The organism is Marinibactrum halimedae, from assembly GCF_021234875.1.
GTDB classification, from domain to species: domain Bacteria; phylum Pseudomonadota; class Gammaproteobacteria; order Pseudomonadales; family Cellvibrionaceae; genus Marinibactrum; species Marinibactrum halimedae.
The window spans coordinates 1-25,355 of the sequence record NZ_JAJQVM010000018.1 but is presented as its reverse complement, the minus strand read 5'-3'; the positions used below and the strand labels follow the sequence as shown (position 1 = coordinate 25,355).

18 protein-coding genes and 1 pseudogene are annotated in these 25,355 nt (G+C 42.7%); 6 read left to right on the top strand and 13 right to left on the bottom strand.

The features are described 5' to 3' along the window. Nucleotides 1-14 precede the first annotated feature (14 nt). Entirely contained in the window at nt 15-3,623 is a 3,609-nt protein-coding gene (locus LU351_RS11550; protein WP_232594229.1) for a 3-keto-alpha-glucoside-1,2-lyase-like domain-containing protein, read from the bottom strand. 238 nt (nt 3,624-3,861) lie between these two features. On the opposite strand from LU351_RS11550, the gene LU351_RS11545 reads away from it, so the two are divergent. The 5 genes from LU351_RS11545 to LU351_RS11525 all read left to right on the top strand — a co-directional run bounded on the left by LU351_RS11545 (nt 3,862) and on the right by LU351_RS11525 (nt 7,577). Further along, nucleotides 3,862-4,374 carry a TlpA family protein disulfide reductase gene (locus tag LU351_RS11545; RefSeq protein WP_232594228.1) on the top strand — a complete coding sequence of 171 codons (513 nt, stop codon included), beginning with the start codon at nt 3,862-3,864 and terminating at the stop codon, nt 4,372-4,374. Then, nucleotides 4,371-4,604 carry a DUF4266 domain-containing protein gene (locus LU351_RS11540; RefSeq protein WP_232594227.1) on the top strand — a complete coding sequence of 78 codons (234 nt, stop codon included), beginning with the start codon at nt 4,371-4,373 and terminating at the stop codon, nt 4,602-4,604. The genes LU351_RS11545 and LU351_RS11540 overlap by 4 nt, the downstream gene beginning before the upstream one ends. 66 nt (nt 4,605-4,670) lie before the next feature. After that, nucleotides 4,671-5,945 (top strand): DUF3570 domain-containing protein, encoded by a 1,275-nt coding sequence (locus LU351_RS11535; RefSeq protein WP_232594226.1) that lies wholly within the window; start codon nt 4,671-4,673, stop codon nt 5,943-5,945. A gap of 225 nt (nt 5,946-6,170) precedes the next feature. Then, a complete protein-coding gene (locus LU351_RS11530) occupies nt 6,171-6,866 on the top strand; it encodes a hypothetical protein (RefSeq protein ID WP_232594225.1) in 696 nt (231 codons plus the stop codon). 150 nt (nt 6,867-7,016) lie between these two features. Beyond that, nucleotides 7,017-7,577 (top strand): porin family protein, encoded by a 561-nt coding sequence (locus tag LU351_RS11525; RefSeq protein WP_232594224.1) that lies wholly within the window; start codon nt 7,017-7,019, stop codon nt 7,575-7,577. Nucleotides 7,578-7,595: 18 nt separating this feature from the next. On the opposite strand, the gene LU351_RS20935 is transcribed toward LU351_RS11525, so the two are convergent. From LU351_RS20935 to LU351_RS11485, 8 genes are all read right to left on the bottom strand, one after another. Further along, nucleotides 7,596-8,975: a sensor histidine kinase gene (locus LU351_RS20935; protein ID WP_232594223.1), complete on the bottom strand. Its 1,380-nt coding sequence runs from the start codon at nt 8,973-8,975 to the stop codon at nt 7,596-7,598. Then, a complete protein-coding gene (locus LU351_RS11515; RefSeq protein WP_232594222.1) occupies nt 8,972-10,549 on the bottom strand; it encodes a sigma-54-dependent transcriptional regulator in 1,578 nt (525 codons plus the stop codon). The genes LU351_RS20935 and LU351_RS11515 overlap by 4 nt, the downstream gene beginning before the upstream one ends. Nucleotides 10,550-10,672: 123 nt before the next feature. Beyond that, on the bottom strand, nt 10,673-11,932 hold the full coding sequence (locus LU351_RS11510) for an ABC transporter permease (RefSeq protein WP_232594221.1): 1,260 nt from the start codon (nt 11,930-11,932) through the stop codon (nt 10,673-10,675). 9 nt (nt 11,933-11,941) lie between these two features. After that, a complete protein-coding gene (locus LU351_RS11505; protein WP_232594220.1) occupies nt 11,942-13,267 on the bottom strand; it encodes an ABC transporter permease in 1,326 nt (441 codons plus the stop codon). A gap of 34 nt (nt 13,268-13,301) precedes the next feature. Then, nucleotides 13,302-14,024 carry an ABC transporter ATP-binding protein gene (locus tag LU351_RS11500; protein WP_232594219.1) on the bottom strand — a complete coding sequence of 241 codons (723 nt, stop codon included), beginning with the start codon at nt 14,022-14,024 and terminating at the stop codon, nt 13,302-13,304. A gap of 72 nt (nt 14,025-14,096) precedes the next feature. Next, nucleotides 14,097-15,353 carry an efflux RND transporter periplasmic adaptor subunit gene (locus LU351_RS11495; protein ID WP_232594218.1) on the bottom strand — a complete coding sequence of 419 codons (1,257 nt, stop codon included), beginning with the start codon at nt 15,351-15,353 and terminating at the stop codon, nt 14,097-14,099. Between the two features lie 550 nt (nt 15,354-15,903). Beyond that, on the bottom strand, nt 15,904-16,824 hold the full coding sequence (locus tag LU351_RS11490; protein ID WP_232594217.1) for a DUF1295 domain-containing protein: 921 nt from the start codon (nt 16,822-16,824) through the stop codon (nt 15,904-15,906). Nucleotides 16,825-16,841: 17 nt separating this feature from the next. Continuing rightward, a complete protein-coding gene (locus LU351_RS11485; RefSeq protein ID WP_232594216.1) occupies nt 16,842-18,974 on the bottom strand; it encodes a molybdopterin-dependent oxidoreductase in 2,133 nt (710 codons plus the stop codon). Nucleotides 18,975-19,154: 180 nt separating this feature from the next. Between LU351_RS11485 and LU351_RS11480 the strand changes: the two genes are divergently transcribed. Then, complete coding sequence (locus tag LU351_RS11480) at nt 19,155-20,144, top strand: GlxA family transcriptional regulator (RefSeq protein ID WP_232594215.1); 990 nt, start codon at nt 19,155-19,157, stop codon at nt 20,142-20,144. 799 nt (nt 20,145-20,943) lie between these two features. On the opposite strand, the gene LU351_RS11475 is transcribed toward LU351_RS11480, so the two are convergent. From LU351_RS11475 to LU351_RS21045, 4 genes and pseudogenes are all read right to left on the bottom strand, one after another. After that, nucleotides 20,944-22,389: an alkaline phosphatase PhoX gene (locus LU351_RS11475; RefSeq protein ID WP_232594214.1), complete on the bottom strand. Its 1,446-nt coding sequence runs from the start codon at nt 22,387-22,389 to the stop codon at nt 20,944-20,946. Between the two features lie 407 nt (nt 22,390-22,796). Beyond that, nucleotides 22,797-24,107 carry a methyl-accepting chemotaxis protein gene (locus tag LU351_RS11470; RefSeq protein WP_232594213.1) on the bottom strand — a complete coding sequence of 437 codons (1,311 nt, stop codon included), beginning with the start codon at nt 24,105-24,107 and terminating at the stop codon, nt 22,797-22,799. Between the two features lie 321 nt (nt 24,108-24,428). After that, the gene (locus LU351_RS11465) at nt 24,429-24,986 is read right to left on the bottom strand and encodes a hypothetical protein (RefSeq protein WP_232594212.1); all 558 of its coding nucleotides are present in this window, start codon (nt 24,984-24,986) and stop codon (nt 24,429-24,431) included. 148 nt (nt 24,987-25,134) lie between these two features. Further along, nucleotides 25,135-25,239 (bottom strand): annotated as a pseudogene (locus tag LU351_RS21045) (hypothetical protein); the annotation flags it as partial. Nucleotides 25,240-25,355 lie beyond the last annotated feature (116 nt).

The window sequence follows — 25,355 nt, the reverse complement described above, 5'->3', positions numbered from 1 at the left end:
CATCCACTGAACGCTTATTCATAAATAAATTTATAATCCAGCATTAAATAATTCACTACTGCCATCCATGGTTTTATGGTCATATGATCGTCTCTTTGGATTTGACGGTTACCAGGCAAAGGCACTCGATATTTTCCTCGATACATGGCCCAACTTTTGTCATAAATAGCCTGACATTGACCAGGTAGATTTCGGTTGTTTTTTTGCACACTCCATTGATATGCCTGCAAGAAAAGTTCATAACTTGCGTCTACTTCTGGTGAATTCACAGTAAGATTCTCACCTAACAGCCATTTATGCAGATGGACAATATTATTTTTGATTTCTAGTTCATTAGCACTGCTGGTTGGTGTGGTATTTAAGTTCACAAAAGGAAACAACAATCGATCATCACGAGGCTTAATAAAATCATTAGCGACACTGGAGCACGTCATTTCATTTGCCATTCCTTCGATTAACACACTTGACACCCCATTTAATGTGGTTGATCGAGTTATATAAGAGTCGGAATCCATTCCTCCGGCCAACACTTGTGTTTCTTTATTGAATAGCGCAGGCCAAGGTACTGACATTAACGTCACGATTTTTCTTTGTAACAGCTCAGGAGACAATCTACGAACCGGCCTAACATTAACGTGCTCTTGGCCACTTTCACTCAACCCTTTTACACCGACAATGCGGTAATCATTGAGCTTACTTAATGCTAATACCAGACTTTTGATTGCTGATGTATTCACGCCTTCTTGTTTAAACTGATCGTACAAACCACGATAATACTCAGGGTTTTCATATTCCCCGATCAACCCACTGTATAAAGTGCGAATAATGGCCGCTATATAAAGGCGCTCATTACTGACAATACTTTTCGCCAGCCATTGTAATGATGTCTCAAGCTCTGATTCCGGAACGTCTTGATTGAACACATTGGGTATATATAAACCCGGCGCTTTAATTCCTTCGGCCTTCCAAAGTGGGAATTGATCTACATGTCTCTTCCTTTGACCAGAATCCACATTAAACTCAAACGTAAGCGGGTAATAATCGCCGGTTGCTGTCCAATTTCGGAAAGAAGATGCCACAGGATCGAGTACATCATGACAACCCGTACAATTTGGGTCTTGCAATTCTGGATGTTCATATCCCTCTGAGTCAAAGCTGTCTACCTGACTTGCACCAATATCAATATCTAAAAAAGCCTTTAATACATTTACCGCACGAGTACGATTACGGTTAGAGTCATTGGTGGGATAACGCTCTAAAAACATTTCTGAAGTCAGTACACCAGCCAAAGGCAACGGTTTATTTCGATCATAAACGTATTTCATTGGTCGCCCTTCCACACCGGTTACGGACTGCGGAATAATGACCGGAATAAAATGATCAGGGTCATGATACCAACGTTGATCTTCTGGGTAATCATTAATGGCGATGTAATCCGCCAGATTTTCTTGAATCGGTTTATTATAATCTGGCTTATGATAGCCCGAGCAATCCCATCCTTTATTAAATAATTTTCTTTTAAACGGTATCGGCTGACTGCGATCATTATTCAGTGGAACCCCACGATAATAATCCTGTGAATATTTATTCACCATTTTGTATTTGGCCGTCAATATTTCTTGGATAGGACGATCGTTCTCTGCGATAAAACGAATCAATTCTAATGGCTCTTGTGCGATGGCTCGCTTTCTTAAGCCACGTATACAGTAGGGGTTCGCTTTATCAATCATTGGGCCGTCTTCTTCAATCGGCATATCGCTGGAATAATTACGCTGAACATCAAGCATCTCAATGGCATTGTGTGTAGTGCCTTCTCGAAATTTATCGGTTAACAGCACATCATTGAATGTAAACTTCACCCATTGCGCAAAACCAGACTCTGATTCATTCATCATATTCAGAACAACCTGATCATAACCAGCTTCGGTTTGAGCCTGCGCATATTCAGAATCTGTTGGAGCACGACCAATGACAGATAACGCAAATTTTCTTAGGGTTTCTGGATAACTCTTCAACTCAAAAGACACTTTTTCAGTGTCGTCTGGGGGAGTGGGGTCGGGGTTGTCGGTTACCACATCAAAGTCATTGAGAATAAACATCGCAATATCCGCCGCGCATTCTGCATCACACTGAGTTGTATTTGCAGGTGGCATATCAACGCGAATTCTTTCCGCTAACACATCAAAACTTCCACAGGTTTTGCATGCTTGTAACGGTAAAGGCCCTTCACCTTTTTCTCCATGACACGAGATACATTGCGCCTTGTAAAGTCCTGCACCACGATTAATATCACCAAATTCAGGGGGCGGCGTTGGTGTCGGCGTTGGTGTCGGAGCCGGCGTCGGCGTCGGAGCCGGAGTTGGCGTCGGAGACGGAGTTGGCGTCGGAGACGGAGTTGGCGTCGGAGCCGGAGTTGGCGTCGGAGCCGGAGTTGGCGTCGGAGCCGGATTTATAATGGCAACTCGCTCGTAATCATTAAACATAAATGCAGTAATATCATTGGAACATTCTTCACCACATAAATCCGAAGCGCCTGTTGGCATCGTCTCTCTTATCACTCCGGCTAATTCATCAAATGAATTACACGATTGACAATTCAATAATACCCCACCAAATCGCCCGGGCCCACCACGCCCTTGCTCGCCATGGCAAGATACACACTGTTCGGTATAAAGGTCAGCCCCCCGGTTAATATCGCCTTTAGCTTCATCGGCAGGTACAGGCTCTTGATCCGTATTACCACCATTATCATCTTCTTGAATTCCATCATTCGGGGGAGCCATACAACCATTGCCACGCGTGTTATCGCCAGCTCGATAACTTTTCATCGTTAAATGGCGAAATTTAATTCCCCAACCATGATACCCTAACGTAATTCGGCCCCTTTCATGGTCTGCGTAAATACCTCTATTCACGAAGACATCATTAATCCAAACACTGATTGTACTGCCTTGAAATTCGGTCAATTCACTAATGATTTTTACCTTATTCCAACGCCCAGTTGGGGTAACAGCTGGATCAACCCTACGTAGAACACGAGCCATTTCTCCCGCCTCACCAGAGACGCTCTCGCAGCCTGGTTCTGGAAGAATACCCACAGATTGCAATAATAAATCCCCTTCTTCGCCAGGCTTAAGCTGTAATTGAATGGAGGCTGGATAAATTCCCCCTTGCTCGGTCATATCACGGCCACCGAGCAACCAGACACCACTGTCGAGGGAAGCGTGGGATTCCGTGAATTGATATTCGAACGTTAGTTCGTAGTTTTGATAATCATCGCGGAGGGTAGATAAGCTGCTGTTTATGCGCCCCTTATTTCTGGTATCAACCGTTACTGCTTGAATTTCTCCCTTTTCAGTCACAGACCAAATGTCAGATTGTGCAAGCGTAATATCGTCACTCTGTACGGATGTACTCCACCCTTCCAAGTCCTTTCCATTAAAAATCTCAACCTCCGGTCCAATCTCTGGCTGCTCTTCCGGTATTACCTCAGGCGTCACATCCGATGATGAACTCGTAGGCACATCATCCTCTATACCGCCACAAGCAACCAGACTGGCCAGAATTATTCCTAAGGAAACACATTTAAAGAAGGTCACGCTCAATCCAATTTTTGACAGCATACTGCACCTATTCCATTCCACACTGAATTAATAAAATTCTATGCAGAGGACAATAGGAAGACCATAAGCCTGTTGGGCAAGCCCCATCTACAACCAATGGCTTAGGCCATCATCTAGTACCAATTTACCCTTTTGCCTAATTGATCACCCCGCAATATTGTTCAAAAATACATCGCATCTACGGAAAGACCACTTTCCTTAAAAACCAAAGCAAAAATCCAAAAAGGGACTTAATGCGATGTTTTATTCAAAAAGAAAAATACGGACAATATTATTGGCATTGAGCAGTTGTTTTTTACCTTACACCCACGGCGTTGAAGTGGGCGAGACAGCACCCAAATTTACATTACCCGATATTCATCAATCCACCTCAATTACGTTAGATTCCTATAAAGGGAAAATCGTTCTTGTGGATTTTTGGGCATCATGGTGTGGCCCCTGTCGAAAAAGCTTACCGTTTTTCACTGATTTAAAAAAAGAACACGCGAATAAACCCTTTGAAATATTGGCAATTAACCTGGATGAAAGCGCTGAAGACGGAAAAGATTTCCTAAAAAAAATCAACACCAACTATCCCATTTTGTACGCCGGAGCAGACAGTAACCTGCCCCAAAAATACGGCGTAGAAGCCATGCCGACCAGTTTTATCATCGATGCTCAGGGAAAAATATGGCTTATCCATAAAGGCATGAAAGACAACGATAAATCGGTGGTTCGTTATCACATCAAAGAGGCATTAAAAGGATTATGAAAATCAAACGATCTTTGAAAATTACATTTACCTTAACGCTTTTTGCCCTGTTCACAACAGGCTGTTCCGTTAAAGAAGTGAAACCATGGCAACGTGGCAATCTTGCCAAATCTGAAATGGCATGGGATGTCAACCAGCAAGCTGCTGCACTGAATGATCACATTTATTACAGTAAAGAAGCGGCAAGCGGTGGAAAAGGAAGCGGTGGAGGCGGTTGCGGTTGTAATTAATCAATTACGCAGGCACGACCTACCCCTTGATAAAACCATGTAATGGACATAAAAATTGGTACTCTCATGAATGACTCATATGCTAAAAACACATTTTCTGAACAGCCTAAATTGGATAATCCAGCACCTAAAAATAAAAAACAAAGCAGGACAAAAAACACCTCTCATTCTCTAGCAGCGTTAACGGCAGCAGCATTGGCTTTACCCGGAATGGATAATTGCCTTGCTATTGAGCCAACAGAAGGAACAACCGTTGCGTTCCAGCAAAGCCGTTACGTTGAAGGGGATCAAAAAAATTACGTTAACAGTGTAGGTGAGAATATTAGTGAAGGCGGTCGCATGTCCATTGACATCAGTCAACTGGATATGACTACCCGCATTAATGACAACCTTGATCTTTCGATTAAAACCAGTCACGAAGTGCTTTCGGGAGCCAGCCCCTGGTTTATTGCCCCAGGAGCAGATGGAGAAGCGATCCAAGTCATGAGCGGTGCCAGCATTGAAGAACAACGTACCGACATCAGCTCAACGGTTGGCATCTATAATGGGCGAACCAAAACGGCCATTGGCGTCGCCTATTCCCAAGAAGACGACTACACTTCTCGCACCCTCAGTTCCAGTTTTGATATTGAATCAAAGAATAAAATGCGTACCTTCAGCATCGGTGTCGGTTACTCTGACGATACGGTAGAGCCCGTTGACACAGATCAGTTTTCTTATCGAATTGAATCCGATGACCGAAGCAGCATTAAATCTCATATTGGCTGGACAGAGATTTTAAGCAAAAACACGGTGATTCAGGCCAACTTAGGTTATACCCATAATGCAGGTTTTTTATCTGACCCCTATAAATTAGTCTGGGTCGGTAATGCCCCCGTTGCCGATTCAAGGCCGGAGAAAAGAGATCAATTCACGCAATCTTTGCGCTTACGCCATCATTTGGCCAATACAAACTCCACCCTTCATGCGGACTATCGTTATTTTTCCGATGACTGGGGTATTGATGCCCACACATTTAACCTCGGTTTATATCAAAACCTACCTAACGAATGGCAAGTGTCTGGGAATGTTCGGCTTTACAGCCAGAGTCGGGCGGATTTCTACAGTATTTATTTCACGGATGACTCTACAGAACATCATTCCAGTGATTATCGACTCTCCGCGTTTGGCTCTATCTCAACCACACTTTCTGTCCAAAAAACCTGGCAGAATTGGCTATTAAATATAAGCGCCGAACATTATGAATCAGATCGCAACTGGTCACACAAACGAACACGTTCGGAAAATCCAGGATTGGTTAACTTTCAAGTGATCTCAGCCGGGCTTAACTATCAATGGTAAACCAAAAAAATAGGATCAAACAGTTGCAAATTTTTGCCATTTCTTCTTTTTTTCGTCTCTAAATTATATTTTAGGATACGACAAAAAACTCTAAAATCAGACGCCCAAAAATACCGGATTAATATTTAATTCGTTATATTAACAATACACACACTTCAGGAAGATTAATTTATGTACTCGAAATACCTATTACCCATTCTTTGCCTACTCACATTAGCAGGTTGTATGTCTGCCTCTATCAATACAGAACAAGTTAATAGTATTAATAGAGTCGCTATCGTGGGTTTTGACACTTTCAAAATGTCCTCAGGTGAAGGATTATCCATAGGCGCAATTATGGATATGACAAAATCAAAAGAGTCCATCTCTAATCTTGGTGAAAAATTCTACATCGCACTAGGTGATCAACTAGGCAAAGAGATGGGTTGGCAAGTGCTTTCAATTGACAGCGTGAAAGGTAACCCCTATTACCAAGAATTATATCAATCTGCTCGAGGAAAAACCAAAACTCGACTGATTAATGGCCGTAGTGTCACCACCGAAGGTATTGCCCCAGCAAAGCCAATGCGTGAGTTAACCAAAGCTCAAAAAGATAAATTGATAAAAAGCTTGAATGTAGACTCCATTATCTTTATGGACTCATTGTTAGCCCCAGGTAAAACATCCAGCATCATGGGAACGTTCAGCTTCGAAAAATACCGTGTCACGGTAGACACCTTCACAATGCACAATATTGCTTCAAACACTCCAATTATCGAGATCAAACGCAAAGTAGGTGATACCCCAGACAAGGTCAGAAGCAATTTCTCTATTGCGGGCTTTAGCACAAACCCCTCTCAAAAAGAAATTGGCCTAGTGTATGCCATTAAAGAGGTAGCCAAAGCACTTGCCGAAGAAATTAAGAAAGGCGGAAATCAATAATTCTCCATTTCTATAGCGTCGGTAGTCATACCGACTCTATAAAAACCAGAAAGTGATAAACTCTATGTTCAGAGTTGACCCTTGTTACTCCCTATTGAATTCATGTTCATGAACTCAAAAGCAATAAACCATTAAAGAAAGGAAAAGACTATGTTTAAAAAGGCATTGATGGCCGCAACCATTGCAATGGCAACCAGTATCACTCATGCAGAAGGCATGTATTTCGGATTATCTGCTGGACAATCCAGCATTGATATCAGTGAATTCGACGATGAGACGTCATTCACTCTAAGCCTTGGAAAAAAATTCTCAGATTATTTTGCTGTTGAGGTTGCCTATTCTGACCTAGGTGAATTTGAAGCTTCTTTCTCTGACGAAAACTTTGAGGAAGAAGCCCAAATCGATGTCAGATTGATTAACCTCTCTGCGGTAGGAATTTTGCCTCTATCTGATTCATTTGAATTATTTGCTAAAGCTGGCGTTACCCACTGGCGAACTTCATTAGACAGTCGCTCCATTGATGGCAACTTTATGTCAAGTATTGAAATCGATAACAGCGGCTCAGATCTTAGCCTAGGTGCTGGCGCCACTGCCCATCTAAGCGATAATTTTTCTTTGTCATTTGAATATATGCTAACGGAAATGAATCCGGCTGAAACGGATGACTATGATGTATCCAATGTGTCCTTAGGTGCTCGTTGGAATTTTTAAAAGCAGTGTTGCGCAAGCCTATAGCGTAAAAGAGACGGCCAACCCTCCCGTTGGCCGGTTCTCTAACTGTAAACGCCCATCATGAGCCTCAATAATTTCCTTGCATAAAGCCAAGCCAATACCAGAACCCAGCGCCTTCGTTGAATAAAAAGGCGTTAACGCATTTTTCATCACATCTGCGGTCATTCCTGGCCCCTTATCTAACACTTCCACTTTAACACCGCCCTGTGCCTCAACCTCATTGCCGTTAGCTTGACTAACATCGAGCAAGGTCTTCCCAGTATTTTTTAAAATTACAGATACCGAACTTTCATCGGCACAGGATTCATAGGCATTTTTTAACAGGTTAATCATAACTTGCTGAATCTGTATTGGATCAGCGTTTATTTCAGGTAAATCATCTTCTACCGTGAGCGAAAATGAGTACTGCTCTTGCAATACAGCCATCATTGCAAGCCAATCGATATTGGTTTTTTGTGGAATAGGCAAACGAGAAAATTCAGCGTATTTTTGAATAAACTCATGCAAATTTTTAACATTATCCTCAATGCGGATCAGTACTTTTTGAAGCATTTCCATTCGCTGCTTATCCGCCAACACTTTGGCAGAATGGGCCATCGATGAAATCGGTGCAAGCGAATTATTTAACTCATGAGTAATCACTCTAATAACTTTCTTCCAAGTCGCGGCTTCTTGTCGATTTAACTCTCTCGAAATATCATTAAACAAATGCAAAGTATGCCTCTGCCCCTGCAATTCAAAGCGAGACATTGTGTAGTGATAAGAGCAAAGCTCATCCCCATACCCCACTTGAAAAAATGTCTCTTTTTGATTTTTGACACAATCATAAAAAACACTTGGCACACACTTTAAGCTTTCGAAAAATTCACAACCATTAAGTGATTGACCAGAATTCAGTAACCGACTAGCAGCATGATTGCTGTAAATCACGCGGCCATTACTGTTCACCAATACAGCAGCCATGGGAGAACTTTGCATTAGCTTATCGAGCATTAACTCTTTTTGATAAATTCTTTGCCGCTCCACTCGAAGTTCAGAGAAGGTTTCATTCATTTTCTCAACAACTCGGGTAAATTCACCGAGACTCGGTGGCGCAAGAGACACACTGAAGTTTTGATCACTAAGATTAAATAACGCCACTTCAAGCGCTTTGATATTTTTGCTTAATATACCCGCCAGCCATACTCCTAAAACAGAACTGATCAACATGCCAAAAGATATTGCCGCAATAAGCAAGACCATAGAGTGACGGGTGAATAAATCCATACTGAGATCAGAAAAAGTAAAAAAAATGAAGGCTGTAATCAACGATGACAGTAAAGAAAGGGCCAGAAAAAGGATCGCAAAGCGACGCTGAAGGGATGTAGAAGCAGTCACTCACTCTCTCCTTCGTATTTGGCGAGACGACGATAAAGCGCTTGGCGACTAATCCCTAATTGGCGTGCCGCACGCGCCACTACCCCACCATTTTGATCCAAGGCGTGTTGAATGTCTTCAAGTGTCACGTCCTGTTTTTCTTCTTTTGAGCATTTACCTTTAGCTGAGTTGACTTTAGGTGAATTACCTTTAGCTAAATTGCCTTTAAATAAAAGGTCTTTAGATGGACTGTGACCAGAAGATAAATGGAGATTAGAAGACGCAGCATTATCAGAGCTGCGTTTAAGAGAATTATGGCTTGCCTCCTCTCTGGTTATACCGTCAACACAAAAAGAAGGTGACTCCAATAAGGTGAGCCCCAAGTCCTCACTGGAGATTTCATTGGCTTGGCTTAATAAACAGGCTCGTTGTATGCAATTGTGTAGCTCTCGCACATTTCCAGGCCAATGATATGCCTCCATTTTCAATATTGCTTGACGACTTAATGATTTAGCGGGTGCGTTCACAGAAGACTTCTCCGATGCGCCTTTCGGTGCCGAAGAAGATTGAGATAGAAAAAATTCAGCCAAAGGCAATATATCTTCCGGGCGATCTTTTAAAGGTGGAACATTTAATTCAATGACATTTAGGCGATAATATAAATCTTCTCGAAACCGCTGCTCAGCAATCGCTTTTGGTAGGTTTTCATTGGTTGCAGCAATAATTCTCACATCCACTTTTTGGGTTTGTGAGCTACCAACACGCTCAAATTCACCGGATTGCAAAACTCGCAGTAATTTATGCTGCCCCTCAAGGGACAGATTTCCCATTTCATCAAGAAATAAAGTACCTCCGTTAGCCGCTTCAAATCGACCGACTCTCCGTTTATCACTCCCGGTAAATGCACCCTTTTCTGCTCCAAACAGTTCTGCTTCCAGTAAATCCGCCGGCAATGCACCCACATTCACTTTAATAAAGGGCTGACTTTTTCGACGTGAATTAGCTTGGATAATTTCGGCTATTTTTTCTTTACCTGCACCATTAGGGCCTGTTATTAACACCGGTACATCCGCAGGAGCGACATGCACCGCCATATCCACCACTCGCTGCATCATCGGGCTCAAAAAAACCGTATTACAGAGGTCGTAATTGGCTTCCGTTGAAAACTTCATGGCCAATCGGCGAGATTCCACATGTTGTAACCGCTGATTTTCTGTACTTAATTCACCCAGCGATAACAAATTTTGAACAGCAATAAGTAATTTTTGATCTTCCCAAGGTTTCGAAAGATAATCCGCCGCACCGGATTTGACCAATTCCACAGCCATTTCTAAATTTGCCCAAGCCGTCATCAAAATAATAGGCAAATTCGGGTTTAATTCTCTCAATTGATAGAATAATTGACGCCCTTCACGACCAGAAGTCGTTTCAGATTGAAAATTCATATCTGAAATCACTAAATGAATTTCCTGGCTCTGAACCCGCTTAAGCGCAGACTCAGGCCCTGAAGCGGTACACACTTCATAACCATGAATTTCCAATAATAAGCTCAACGCCTCTAATATAGCCGGATTATCATCAACCAACAGTATCACAAAGAAATCGCTCCATTACTGTTCACCCTTTTACCTCTGCTTTATATGCCTATTTTATAGGCTTGTTTTATATACCGATGTTTATTTGTGCAAAAGCAGCCCAATAGGCTGCTTATTTTCACTCTACACGGTACGTGTCGCAATTGCGGGTGAAATTCGACTGGCTTTCAATGCCGGGAAGAAGGTTGCCAATTGAGCAATCATCAAGACCAAAAGAGCACTAGCGAGCACAAAAACACCCTCAAGCTTAGACAGCTCATAGAATGTCATCAACTGTTGATTCAAGACATAAGACAATGCAAACCCCAATATAATACCAACGATAACAATAAGGCCATTCTCTAATAAGAAATGACATAACACATCCACCTTGCGCGCACCCAATGCCCGACGAATGCCGATTTGCTTAGTACGGCTGCCAACACTAAAACTCACCAAGCCGGTAATTCCCAACGCCGTCACAATAACCAATAAGACAATCGTTAGAGATAAAATTAATGTCATAGCAAAATCATCGCCATACCCTTGTTTACGTTGTTCTTTCATGGTGATCACATGATTAATGAGCCGCCCTGAATTCTCGGCTTCTAATACGCTTTTTACCGTAGACGCCAGTTCAGGTATCGACTCAGCCTCTGCACGAACCACAAGCGGCGCATAAGATGACGGCTTCATCGGTAAAATGGCAGAAAATTCAAACTCATCGTCATCAATTAATGCTCCCGGCCGCTGTAATCTTTCCACAACTCCAACAATGGTTTGAGCCTTTTCAGACATATACACCACTTTCCCAATGGCACTTTCACCTGGGAATAAAGCCTCCGCTAATGCTTTGGTAATAATCAAGGTACTGGTTTTCAGCCCCCCCATTAAACGGCCATCTTCGATTTCTTCTTCAAAAAATTCACGCCCCTCAAGCAAGGTTAATCCATAAGACTGAATGACTTTCCCCCCACCCATAAATAAACTGGCATCCGTGTGACAAGTCGATGTACTTTCTATTTCTGACTCACAAATGGTATTACTATTGTTGCTACCACCTAATGGTGAAGCATTTATTTGCATGACTGACTTCACACCAGGCAAAGCACGCAGTGCCGCTAAATCTTCATCTCTTTGAAACAATCGATCTTGTTTCTCACCCAAATACAAAGGGTGAACAAATAAAAGTTCGTCCTCTACCACACCGGTAGGTCGATTCATTTTTTCAATTCTTGCATCAATAATAAATAAGCTATTACTGACAATGGATAAGGTGAGCGCCACCTGAAGAATAATCAGAATAGCGCTGACCGGATTTTTAAGAAGACTGCGAGAAATAGGGCCAACAGACCAACTGAAGCCTTGCTTATTCATACTTAATGATTCTTGTGGTGATGTCATACTTCCCCCCTATTGCGCTTTTAAAAATAGAGATGGCTGTGCTTTACATACCCGATATGCGGGGTATATTCCCGAAATAATGGCTGCTCCCATGGATACGGCTAAGGTAACTAGAGCCATGCCGAAGTCCAAGTGGGCAATATTCTGAAACTCTGGATATAGCACTCTTAATGCCCATAAGCCCAGTACCGAAAGCATTAACCCAGCAATACCTCCAATACCCCCCAAGACAGAGACATCCGATAAAAATTGCTGAAAAATATCGATTCTGCGTGCTCCCAGCGCACGACGTACTCCAGCTTCGTTTGCTTTTCGCATAAATTTTGCCAGCAACAATGCAACGGCATTGACCATACACACCAGCAAAAACAACAGACTAAGTCCAACAAGAATTCGATTATCTTCATTGACTACGGCCTTGTAGGACAACCATTCGGCAACATCTCGTAAACGACCACGGGCTTGTGGGTGGGTAAATCGCCCTAGAGATTGTTGTTCGGATACGTATGCTGATAGAAAATTTTGATAATCACTCACGGCATCTTTGGTGGGTAACTCAACCCAGTAGGCCATCCAGATTAATTCTGACTGAAGAAAGTCCTTAAACTCTACAATGGATTCTGACTTCCAACCATTAATACTTCCTTGACCATACAACTCTAACTCCGGCACCAAGCTAAAGGGTAAGAAATAATTATCAAAGTTACGTGAAAAAGCGCTACGACTGCCTAGATGATGAAATTGAGGCAAAGGCCGCCACTCTTTTACCACTCCCACTACGGTAAATTGATTTTCTTTGACGCGTAACGTTTCTCCCACACTATTCTTGCCATTAAATGCCCACTGATTAAGATTTTCATCAATCACAATCAAACGCTCTGGGTGCTCATCAACAGAAGAAGACCAAGGCTGGCCATAAATAAACTCCAATTCGAACATAGAGAAAAAATCTGAATCGATAAACCTCCCTTTATAGTGATTACTTAACCGCTTTGTACCTGTACTCTTTTCTATTACTTCACCGATTGCATACATCGGTGAACTTTTAAACGGTAAATCCGCATTTCGTAAATTTTTGGCATCCTGATACGTAATTTGATCGGGCAAACCATCATGCCCCCCCCACGTCTCCAGCTCGGCCCCATAAGCCGCCAACTGCACATTGAATAACACTGAGCTTTTATCTCCAGCCGGATTATGGCTCAATGCTTGGTAGAGCGTCATCATCGTCATCGATACACCAATACCTAAGGCAATGGCCAATGCGATAAACCCATTCAATACCGGCATAGCCCGCAGCTGCCGTAGGCTTAAATGAATATAATATGCAAACATGTTCACCCCTTATTTCTGAAATCAAATCATGAAATTAAGCCAATGTGGATTCTTTCTGTGTGGCTATAGATGTCGACGAAACTGAATAAGAATTCATATCACACACCTGACCATCCACAATTTGGATATTTCTCTTCGAGCGAGCGGCCAATTCAGGATCATGAGTCACCATCACAATCGTTGTGCCTTCAGTATTAATTTCTTCCAGTAATTCCATGACCTGTCGTGCCATAAGGGAATCTAAGTTACCCGTAGGCTCATCCGCCAAAAGGAATTTTGGTTTTCCGGCCAGTGCACGCGCAATGGCAACTCGCTGCTGTTGTCCACCGGAAAGCTGTGAAGGAACGTGTTTGGCTCGGGCCGCTAAACCCACCCTCGCCAATGCTTCCTCAATACGTGCTTTTCTTTCTTTCGCCGAAAGGCCACGATAACGCAGAGGCACATCCACATTATCAAATAAGTTTAAATCTGGAATTAAATTAAACCCCTGAAAAATAAACCCGACTTTTTGATTTCTTAATACCGAACGCTGACTGTCACTGAGCCCTAAAATATCAACTCCATCTAATTCATAGCTACCAGAGGTTGCTGTTTCCAATAATCCTGCAATATTTAAAAACGTGGTTTTACCCGAACCCGATGGCCCCGTCACAGTAACAAACTCACCAGATTCAACCGAAAGATCAAACTCACGTAACGCATGTGTTTCAATCATATCTGTGGTATAGACTTTATTCACACCCTTCATTTTTAACATCGAAAACTCTCCTGTTTTTAGCCGCATTGTTAGCTACATTGTAATATTCTAAAAAAATCATTCAGGCAAAAATTAATTATTTATACGAACAAATTCGCGGCCATTAAAATCTGACATATCGGAGATTACAATTTCATCCCCCAAAGACAGACCCGAAACCACTTCAATTTGATTAATACTCTGACTTCCAAATTCAACATGATGTCTTTTGGCCATACCGTCAATCACACGATATATCTCATTTTGAGAATTCGTATTACGCCCTCGATTCACAAACAACACGTTGTCTTTTTCATCCAATAAAATACGAACGGATAAATTCTGCTTTTGTCGTAGTGATATTCCCTCTGGAGCTTCAAACGCAATACGCCCGCGCACGATATTACCATCCACCTCTGGAGACACCGATTTTAGAACACCTGAAAAATGTTCAGTACCCAGGCGAATAGCGACGGACATACCAGAAGCCAACTCATTGGCGTAAGACTGAGGAATATCTACCTCACCTTCAAACGCATTCAAATCCACTACTACCAGCAATGCGGTGTTTTCTTCTACCGAACTATCTTGCTCAATCAACCAATTACCCATAATGCCCTCCACCGGAGAGACGATATCCAACTGTTCAAATTTTCGCTGAAGTTCATTCACAATTAATTGTTGTCGGGCAATAGCGACTTGTTTGGTTTTTACTTCAAAATCCGCCATTCGTAGGGCAAGGGAACGCTCTTGCTCAGCATTATCCAACTCCAGTTCAGCGGTGGTTAAATCGTCTTTTGCCTTAGCAAAGTCCAAATCAGAGATGACTTTCATGGCAAACGATTGCTGAGCTCGCCGTAATTCTCGCTGTGCAGCCAAATGATTCACTCGAGCCATATCGGCACTTTTTTTCAAACTTAATGCTTGTTGCTCACCTTGTAATTTCAAACGAGATAACTCCAACTCCTCGCTTTGTAGTACTGTTTGGGCTTGCTGAAGTTGATTTTCTAATTCAGGGCTATGGAGCGCTGCAATTTTTTCCCCTTCCAATACGGTTTCACCCGGTTGTTTTAAAATATGCACCGTCCCTTTTGCAGCGCTATATACTCTGGGCGCATTGGCGGCAACAACTCTACCGGTGACATTCACATCTCGGACAAACAACCCCCTTTCCACTACAGCGGTTCGCAGATTAGTACGATTAATCGAAGCCTCCGCATCGAAACCAACAATACCAATGATGGACATTACAGAGACGGCAACCAAAGCCACACCAGCAACACGCCACCAGCGCTTGGAACTTTTTTGAGTTATCACAGTGTCCTGAGCGGACGTATCGCGAATGGACATAACTTCCTCATTTTATTGTTAAACACCCATGACTTTCGTCAACAATCCCATTCTAATCAAAAGCCATGCCAAAACTCTAAGCCATTGATATAAAAAGATTTTTTAATAAGTGTCCGATTTACTGGGAGGAAAAACAAAAGAAAAGTGTCCGGCGGACAAAAAAGTGTCCGCTTAAAGAAAGAGTGTCCGGTTAATAAAATGCTTTTCTTCTGTACGAACAATCGACTGTTTTCACGTTATCTACACCTTTAGTACTAGGCATAAACACCGTGGAAAAATAAAAAGTGGCCACTAGGATTATGTACACCGCTGCGGGAATAAAGCGATAATGATTTCCATCGATACAGCAATCGATGAACGCAAGCAATCAGACCAGGATTTGTGAGTTGCTATCTCTCCAGTTAACTCACTACGCCCAAGGACTGGGCAGTATTGATTGCCATGTATTCATTGAGAAAGGATCGATATTCTCTGACGTTAAATTTGAATTTGCTTTTAGTGCCTAGCTTATACCACTCTCGATGAAAGCCCTTCATGAGAGTGGTATTTTTTATTTGGCAGATTTAAAGGGGCCTGGGAAGAACTGGTTGGTGGTTTGTTGATAGGTTTTGTATTTTGGCCTCTTTTGAACCGAAAAATATTCAGCAGGTTTCGCGCCCGTATAGTCTACCAAAGTAACATACATCACTCTCGAAGCATTAAGCACCCCCAAGCCAATAAGTAACCACAACACGGTATTTATTTGTGCTTGAAGCACCCACCATGACGGCAACGCGGCAATAACTAAAGCGTTCCATACCATCCATTCTGCGAAATAGTTGGGGTGACGACTGTAACGCCACAAGCCAACATTGCACACCTGATTTTTTAAGCCCTGCTTTTTCATCTCCTTTAAAAAGACACGTTTTTGATTGTCCGCGATGGTTTCCATAGCAAAAGCACCCACCCAAATCAAAAGTCCAAACATTTCCAACATATGAATTTGGCTTACAGGGTTCACGGCAATCACAAACGCCGGAAATGCCAGAAATGACATATTCGCCACCCCTTGCAACACGGCTTCCACCTGTATCATTAGGGGAATGTTTTTGATGCCCTTTTCTTGCCAACGCAAACGCTGGTACTGATAACGGGGAAATTCATTTTGAAATACACCCAATCGCCATAATTTGATGGCCACCAACCCCATGCGCAAACCAATAAAGACATACACCAACCCAATGATAGATTGGCGTAAGATATTTCCTTCAGCCAACAAGAGAGCCACTAAACCAATAATAGCCAACCCCAATGGCCACCCGATATCTACATAAGATAATCGTCCTGTTTTCCAGGCAGGTAGGCACACCACAAACGCGAATAAGGTCAATTGTCCGACCCCATTCACCCACCCCAATTCAAAAAATGGAGGCGTAAACATCAACAATAACCAACCTGCCAAGTACGGCAATAAAGGCGTTATATATCCCATAACCCAGCGCCTCTTTGCTAAATGGCCAATGTCGTCATTTCAGCTTCTACTACCTCAATAGCAACCGGCGTACCATTGAACGCGGCATTTCCGGTAAGCGGATCTACTCGACGATCATCCGTTAAACTATTAATGCTAATACCAGGTTGTTTAGCCGCCACACTCATGGCCGTCTTTTTATGATTGTGCCCCCACCCTTGAGGAATACTCACTACACCAGGAAAAATATCATCATTAATTTCCACCTCGATATCAACTTGGCCTGTAGCAGAACGCACAATCACTGTTTGACCCGCTTCCACTCCCAGCGCTTTGGCATCACTGGAATGCAATTGTAAAGTAACAGGGTTTTTTCCTTTAATTAATCGATAAGAATTATGAGTCCAGGTGTTATGGTTTCTGACCAAACGACGACTGATCATATCGAAAGGAAATTGTTTTTTAATCTCGGCATCGTCATTAATTGCCGCTTGTAAACGAGGAATATCTTGTAGGTAAATATCTGGTGCCAACTGAATTCTGCCATCTCCTGTACGCAGCCGTTCACTAATACAAGGTTGAAGCGGGCCCAAATCCACACCATGAGGATTATCCAATAGCCTTTGCAAGCTCATACCCTGTTTTTTGTAATGCCCAGAGCGTAAGGTGTCATCCAATATGGATTGAGGGGTGATGCCATTATCGGGCTTGCCAGTAAGCGCACTGATTAACCCTTTTAAAATCTCCCAATCGTGTTTTTGATATTCTTTTTTCTCAAACAAGGGGGAAGAATATTTAGCGGTATTGCTCACGGCAAAACTGTTAAAAAACACATCGTAATGGGCGACTTCTAACCCGGTCGTTGCCGGTAAAATAATATCCGCGTGTTTGGTGGTTTCATTAAGGTAAATGTCCACCGATACCATAAAATCCAGTTGCTCAAATGCCTTATCCAACCGATCACCGTTGGGAGCCGACAACACCGGGTTGCCCGCAATGGTGAACATGGCTCTAATTTGGCCCTCACCTTCTGTTTCAATTTCATCGGCTAAGGTGGCAATGGGAAATTCGCCATTAAAAAACGGGAGGTCGCTGACACGAGATTCAAAGCGTCCATAAGAACTCGGTTTACCGGGCTGCACAGTGCGTAATAAATCAAAGGCCGGCTGCGGAAACATCGCCCCACCCTCGCGATCAAAATTGCCCGTGAGAATATTCAGCACCAACATTAACCACTGACACAAACCGCCAAAAGATTGCGTTGAAACCCCCATGCGTCCATAACACACCGCCGACGGCGCGTTCGCAAAATCTAAAGCTAACTGGCGGATATCCGAAGCCATAATGCCCACGGCTTCCGATACCGTTTCCGGTGAAAAGTGTTCCGCGACACTCACCACCGCTTCAACGCCATCGATCATCTCGGCAAGATGGCCTAGCTTAATCTGCCCTTCTTTGATCACCGTATGAATCATCGCCATCAAGAATAAAGCGTCTTTTTCTGGCCGAATAAAATAATGGTCACTGGCGATTTTTGCCGTCTCGGTACGACGGGGATCTACCACCACTACTCGTCCACCGCGTTTTTGAATATCTTTAATACGACCGGGCATACCCGCGCCGCTCATCATGCTGCCATTGGAGACCACCGGATTACCGCCGATGATCAACATGAAATCAGTGCGATTAATGTCTGGAACAGAAATGGCCATACCAGCACCAAACATATAATTGGCCGCAACATGATGGGGTAACTGATCTGCGGAGGCAGAGCTAAAGCGACTCTTACTGCCAAGGGCTTTAAAAAATTGCGGTAAAAAAATTGCGTTGCCAAAATTATGGGCATTCGGGTTGCCCAAATAAATACCGACACTGTCTGAGCCATACTGGGTTTGTACTTGACGCATTTTGGCGCCAATTTCGTCAAACGCTTCTACCCAGCTGATTTCTTCCCAGCCCTCACCCTTTTTACGCAAAGGTTTTTTCAGGCGCTCTGGGTCTTGATAAAAATCTTGCAGTGCAACGGCTTTAGGGCAAATGTGTCCTCGGCTGAAGGGGTCTTCCTTATCTGGCTTGATGGAAATCACCTCTTCACCTTGGTATTTCACTTCAATGCCACACATGGCTTCACAGATATTACAGGTTCTGTAATGGGTTTTAATCTCACTCATGCCCGAACTCTCTTATTAAACGGTTGTTACATCAAATTATTGTTATTAGACAGAAAATTCTGGCAGCTTGCGGCACGATGTGTAATTGTAACAAAAGACATAAAATTGGTGATTTACGCCATTTCACTTCGTTAACCTAGCCATATACTGTTCTTATTCTTTCACGAAAGGTGAATCAGCATGATTAACGTGACAATTTTAGTCTACGACTACGTATTGGCTGCAGCCGTCATGAGTATTAATGATCTCTTATACTTCGCCGGTCACATCTACCAACGAGCTCGACCGAACGAGTCCGCCCCTCGCTTTCGCATACAACTGGCCAGTAAAGACAGCAAACCCGTCAACACCATGAACCAACTGACCATTACCCCCCACTGTGGCATTAACGATATCCAAAGCAGTGACATCTATCTGGTCCCCACCATCGCCGGGGATGTAGAACAAACATTGGCAGACAATCTCTGGTTAATCCGCACATTACAACAAGCCAACCAAACTAACAGTTTAATTGGCAGTAACAGCAACGGTTCCTTTTTCTTGGCTGAAGCAGGACTATTACAAAATAAAAAAGCCACTACATTTTGGAACAATGCCAATTTATTTCGCGCTCGTTACCCGGATATTGATTTACAAACGGACCAATTATTTATTCATGACGGAAATATTTTATGTGATGCAGGAGGAACATCTTGGTTTGATTTAGGATTATATTTAATTGAATTATTTTGCGACCACCAAACCGCAATGGATACAGCAAAATATTTTATGGTCGACCTAGAGCGCTCATCACAACGCTCTTTTACCCCTTTGGCCAGTAAAAAGCATCATAGTGATCGCGTTATTTTAGCGGTACAACACTGGATGGAAACTCACTACAGCGATGAAATATCCATCGTAGCAATGAGCACGCAATTTAGTTTATCTCATCGTTCGCTGGTTAGACGCTTTAAACTTGCCACCGGCATCACACCTTTAAATTATCTACAAGAAGTGCGCCTGGATGCAGCCAGTCAACTATTAATTAAAACCAACAAAACCATCGAAGAAATTACCCATGCTGTCGGCTATGAAGACATTAGCTCATTCATTCGATTATTTAAACGAAAAACCAATTTCTCACCCAATAGTTATCGAGCACGATTTCGGGCGGTGCATGTGACGCGCTAATTCTCAAAAATGCACAAACAAGAACAGCTACTAACGGTGACAGGCCCTAATCTGGCCTTACCAAACGTAACGCATACAGCGTCCACGTCACTATGGATATGAGCGTGCAGACAATAATCACCGCAATTGCGAATACACCTCGCATGATGTCATTGCCCAATTCATATTTCTTGTGCGTATTCGTATCTCGTGCCTGTATGCAGTGACCTGGTCCTTCAACTGGATAAAACGAAAAGTCTATTATCCACTCTAACAACTTCCAGTATGCTCGATATCTGAAGCCATCTAGATTAGCAAAATGCCCGATACGGGCTGAGACAGTGACTTCATGACTGCCCCGGCATAAAGTGTTACACAACTTATCGATAGCAACTAATATATTGAATATCCATTCTTTTAAGCTCATTGATAGACTCCCTTGAATCCGAATACCTACACCCCTGCGTAAACCAAATCAATGTGTAGCTTCCACAGAAAACTCCCCATTGACGCCGCTCTTACGTATAAGAGTGGCTTTTTTAATTTAGCTCTGGCAGCCCCTAATTTCATAAACTTCAAAATTCGTGGGTTTTAAGAAGATGCGCCCCAAATTAGGCTTATCACCTATCTACTCTGCAGTACTGCCTATTTGTTTATACTGGAATTCAGATATGAAAGTTGCAGGTATAATTCCGTTTCAGTAGGGTTTAAGTGTGATAAGAGATTACATCTGAGGCAGGCTATAAAATGGAAGTCTGACGAGTACCGCTGCCGGTTAACACTAACCCTATTGGCATTAGTGTTAACCGGCACCAAGACGTTAAACCATAAACTTTTCCCATGGTCCACGAATTGCCAAAGTCTTTGCCGGAGAATACACATTCACAAATAACGTAGAACCATCAGGAGAAAAACACGCGCCAGCCAATTCCGTTTGCTCATGCAATCGTGCAAAGGCATACACCTCACCGCTCGGCGTTACGCCACGCAAGTAGTTATCGACCACGTCCGTGTATTGATCTTCGCAGACCAAAAGATGATTTTGGGGAGTCACTGTTAAATTATCACCAAAATTGTATAACGATGGATCGGTACTCTCCAAAAACAACTGAAGCTGCCCCGGCCCCTTCGCTTCATTATTGCTACCTTCGTATTTAGATGGCCTATACCGCATAATTTGGCCAAGCTTTTTCTTCCCGCCACTGGTACAACAAAAGTACAGCTCATCATCGGCCCAATGAATGCCCTCTCCCCGCGCAAATACCGCCGCACCTTTTTGATAACCACGCAAGCGCAAATCATCTTCAGGGCTTTCTGGGTTACTCAAATCCACCCACTCGGTTTCATACCATTGAGAAACCGCCATCTTAACGACAGACCAATTGCGAGTATCGAATTGTGGGGTATTTTTAATCACCAAAGCTTGCAATTGGCCACCTAACGACAACTTTCCGTTCTCTTTAGGGATAAACCGATACAATAAACTGTCATTTCGATCTTCCGTCAAATACGCAATGCCAGTCCGAGGGTCTACCACTACTGCTTCATGATTAAAACGACCCATGGCTTTTAACGGAACCGGTTTAACCGGGCCAGAAGCATCGGCGGGCACCTCAAAAACATAACCGTGCGACTTACCAATCTTGCCTTTAGTCGTCTTTGATGTCTCCACCGACTCCTCACAAGTCAGCCAAGAGCCCCAAGGCGTAACACCACCAGAACAGTTACGAATCGTGCCCGTTAAACTCACAAACTCCTTCTCTCGTTTTTGATCCTTAGTATTGTAAACAATGGTGGTTGTTCCTCCGGGCAACGCCACCCTCTGATGAGATTCAGAATCCGACTGAGAGCGATGCTGGAAGGAATCGAACGCATGTTCGGAGGTAAAGGTTTGCCAATCTTTTGAAATCTTCGAAAAATGGGATGGATCAAGCTCGTGATTTCGCACCAACGCAACACGATGCTCATCCAATGCGAAACACCCCATACCATCGGCCCGATTCGGCACCGTTAAACCATCGTCCATCTTATCGCCCAATTGCGAAATCACGTCATACTGAAAACCTGCAGGAAGGTCTAACAGTTTATTCGGGTCAGCAATAAGCGATCCATAACCCTGCACTGAACGTAAAGGAGGGCCTTTGGCATCCAACGCCTGCGTTTTACTCAATGTGCTTTTACCAGGTGTTTTACCCAATGTACTCTGAGCCAAACCAATAAATGCCAGCGCAGCCGAACTCTTAACCAATTGTCGCCGTGTAACCATAAAATACCTCTCTACTCTCTATCCAAGCGTTCAACAACCTGGACAATTCATTTTCCCCACATCAATATCGATATTTTACCATTGTTGTCAAACTAACGGACTGCCGTTCTCTTACTATCTTCCTACACGAGCCAATACTCAATATTGATCCAGCACAACAAGAAAATGAATAGGAGGGGAAAAGTCGGCTTAAATAGGCCTAGGAGGTAGCAGGAAGGGCTATGACCAACAAACGCCCTCAGGTAATGCATAACTGCTGTACTCTAGATGCAGTATACGTCGTTGAAAAGGTTTTTTGGCTTTGCGAGAAGCATGTAATTCCTCTTCCGAAACTATCTGTTCAAGATATTGGAAACCATTACCTAACACTTTTTATCTGCCAAATAATACAATTTTATTAAATTCCATTACACAGCCGCCTGCCTAAGCGCTGTAACAACAGGCTCATCCAAGGCAATAGAGTCACTCATCAAACGTCCAAGGGCTTGAATGAGCTGAAGTTGCTGAGCACTAAATCCCCCTAGCTGGCTAGTGGTAAACAGTAACACATAATATTGGTTATTTTCTCCTTTAAACGGATAACCCACTAAATGTGTCGCAACTGTAATACGTTGTAGTTCCCGCAAAAAACGCTCATCAAAACGAGTCAGAGAAAGATCTCTCATGTTATCTAACTCAAACCACCCCTCATCAAAACTTTGTTTTAATGCTTTTCCTAAACTTTTTTGTGTTGGGAAATCTTTGTGGCGAAACTGTTTATGCAATGCACTCGGTGCTGAATGCGTCAATACAATGCTTTCTCGTTCGACCCTCATCAAACCAACCCAACCCAGCGCGAGCGCTTTTTGTCCACTATTCAGAATTGCCTGTAATTTATCGTCTGTTTTATCTAACTGGCTAATGTACCCAAGCGTATCCATAATTAACTGAGAGCGACCAGATAATTCATTAAACGCTTGTTGCAAACGTCGAGTTTCACCTGCGCCATTTAAATCAATAGTAAGGCCATAATCCCCTGCCGCAATTTTCTCGCAAGCTTTCGTCGTAATCACAACCGGCCGTATCACTTTCACCACAATCAACGTAATCGCAGCAACAATATAGATGCCTATCAACCCTAATAAACACCATAAGCCTCTCTCTATCAATTGTTGAGATTGCACTTTAGCAAAAGCTAACTCAGAGCGAAGTTGCTCAGCCAATATGGCGATTTCTGGTTGTTCCTTAATGATATATTCTGCCCCCCATTCCAATCGAGGCTCTTTGGGGTCGCCTAACGTATCCCTCAATGCTTGGCTAAAAGAGCTCCAAGCGGCAACAACCCCATCTTGAGCGGTAAGCGCCTCAGTTAATGAAGGGTTAGATTGTAACAGCAACAAATCGCCACCAAAATTTGTATTGACGTTCTGAGCAGAAACGGCGCTATTGGAAATTTCTTTATCAATTTGCTCCAATAACTCCTGAAACTGCGTATAAAAAACCGCTAAATCACGATTATAACTTTCGAAGTCTCTGGGGGCGTTCAGCTTATAATGCTGGGCTTGTTGATTGAGTGAATCGAAATCCTTTTGAACTTTACTGACACTGGCCTGCCAATTGGCGTAGCGCAATTGCAAATTGCTGGAAAAATCCAATGAAACAGCCAGCAAAACCACCAGCAGCAAAAGAACAACAGCCCCTGCGGAAAACAACGTCATTAAGCTTCGGAAGATATTCATTATAGTACCATTCCAATCAAGAGTGAGTAGCCTGCGGCAAGACACCGCCTTAAACTTTTAATAAACTCTTGACACTATATGTGACACATTTCCGCAAGTATTCACAATTCTATGTCATTTTTCTCATAATTTAATATCAAATGAAACAGACCTTCAATAGGTGTTTGGTGCAGTCATTCAAACTAAATTCTGAAATTATCGTAAGCATTCAGCAAAAAAATGGAATGGAAAATTGAAATGTGCCATTTAAAATAAGTGGCATTGTACTTTATTGTTCTTTTACAATTCCGATCATATAGCTATTATATGATTACCCGCAAATTAACCTATTACTAAAATACCGAGTTTCTCTTCCGTGACTTTACCAAGCCAACACCATACGTGCTCAGAGGTACTTAAAATGTCTGCTGATTTAAACCGCCATTCGCTAGGCTTTTCATCTGCGTCGTAAAATGCTACAACGTCACTTTCTGAAAGGCTTAGTTTATAGATACAGTCTAAAATATTTTGGGCAATTTCATGATTTACAATAGCAGCACTACCGCCACAATAGCCCGAATATAGATCTGATTCCGGCAGAGCTTTATCAAATATTGAAGAGGACGACTCTCGCAGAATAAGATCAAAATCCGTCATTACCATACCTGAATAGTTGTATTCTATTTCTTTCTGTGCATTAGCTTCTAGATATTCATACCAAGGATATACTGTTTCATACTTCTGTTTGATAAAAGGTAAAATGGGCGGTTTCCCAATTTTCTTTTCGTGAGGCTTACTGCTTTCCAGAAGCTCAGTTAACTTACTCTGATGAATTGTCCAAAAATTAGAAATAAGACTCATACCTTGCCCCTCACCTAAAAAGACTGTAGAAAAACCCAAATCACACTTCCCCTACATCTCTCAAAACTTGTTTATTTTTGCGCCAAAAAAGTCAAGCACTACTAAAATTCTGGCACCACTTTACAAACTGATCAACAAACAAGCTATTCAATCGGTCAATTTGTCGAAATGACGGCAATTTGGGCCGTTAGGGCTTAAGATTCCCATAATTTACCAGCTTCTCCATATTATGCACCAGACAAAAGAGCTGCCACTGGCCATTCACTTTGGTTTTTCCACGTAAGCTAAATTTCTTTTGCATTGGCCTATTTCTATGATGAGCTTGTCCAAGGGCTGGGGCTGTGTGGGTTCTTTATGGGGTTGTACGACCACGGTTGCAAAAGCTTGCTTTGCTTGAGCTTTCTTTCG

What these genes read in the sequence shown, in the direction of transcription:
- LU351_RS11550 (WP_232594229.1), bottom strand. Translation starts at nt 3,623, where the DNA reads ATGCTGTCAAAAATTGGATTGAGCGTGACCTTCTTTAAATGTGTTTCC.
- LU351_RS11545 (WP_232594228.1), top strand. Translation starts at nt 3,862, where the DNA reads ATGTTTTATTCAAAAAGAAAAATACGGACAATATTATTGGCATTGAGC.
- LU351_RS11540 (WP_232594227.1), top strand. Translation starts at nt 4,371, where the DNA reads ATGAAAATCAAACGATCTTTGAAAATTACATTTACCTTAACGCTTTTT.
- LU351_RS11535 (WP_232594226.1), top strand. Translation starts at nt 4,671, where the DNA reads ATGAATGACTCATATGCTAAAAACACATTTTCTGAACAGCCTAAATTG.
- LU351_RS11530 (WP_232594225.1), top strand. Translation starts at nt 6,171, where the DNA reads ATGTCTGCCTCTATCAATACAGAACAAGTTAATAGTATTAATAGAGTC.
- LU351_RS11525 (WP_232594224.1), top strand. Translation starts at nt 7,017, where the DNA reads ATGTTTAAAAAGGCATTGATGGCCGCAACCATTGCAATGGCAACCAGT.
- LU351_RS11510 (WP_232594221.1), bottom strand. Translation starts at nt 11,932, where the DNA reads ATGACATCACCACAAGAATCATTAAGTATGAATAAGCAAGGCTTCAGT.
- LU351_RS11505 (WP_232594220.1), bottom strand. Translation starts at nt 13,267, where the DNA reads ATGTTTGCATATTATATTCATTTAAGCCTACGGCAGCTGCGGGCTATG.
- LU351_RS11500 (WP_232594219.1), bottom strand. Translation starts at nt 14,024, where the DNA reads ATGTTAAAAATGAAGGGTGTGAATAAAGTCTATACCACAGATATGATT.
- LU351_RS11495 (WP_232594218.1), bottom strand. Translation starts at nt 15,353, where the DNA reads ATGTCCATTCGCGATACGTCCGCTCAGGACACTGTGATAACTCAAAAA.
- LU351_RS11490 (WP_232594217.1), bottom strand. Translation starts at nt 16,824, where the DNA reads ATGGGATATATAACGCCTTTATTGCCGTACTTGGCAGGTTGGTTATTG.
- LU351_RS11485 (WP_232594216.1), bottom strand. Translation starts at nt 18,974, where the DNA reads ATGAGTGAGATTAAAACCCATTACAGAACCTGTAATATCTGTGAAGCC.
- LU351_RS11480 (WP_232594215.1), top strand. Translation starts at nt 19,155, where the DNA reads ATGATTAACGTGACAATTTTAGTCTACGACTACGTATTGGCTGCAGCC.
- LU351_RS11475 (WP_232594214.1), bottom strand. Translation starts at nt 22,389, where the DNA reads ATGGTTACACGGCGACAATTGGTTAAGAGTTCGGCTGCGCTGGCATTT.
- LU351_RS11470 (WP_232594213.1), bottom strand. Translation starts at nt 24,107, where the DNA reads ATGAATATCTTCCGAAGCTTAATGACGTTGTTTTCCGCAGGGGCTGTT.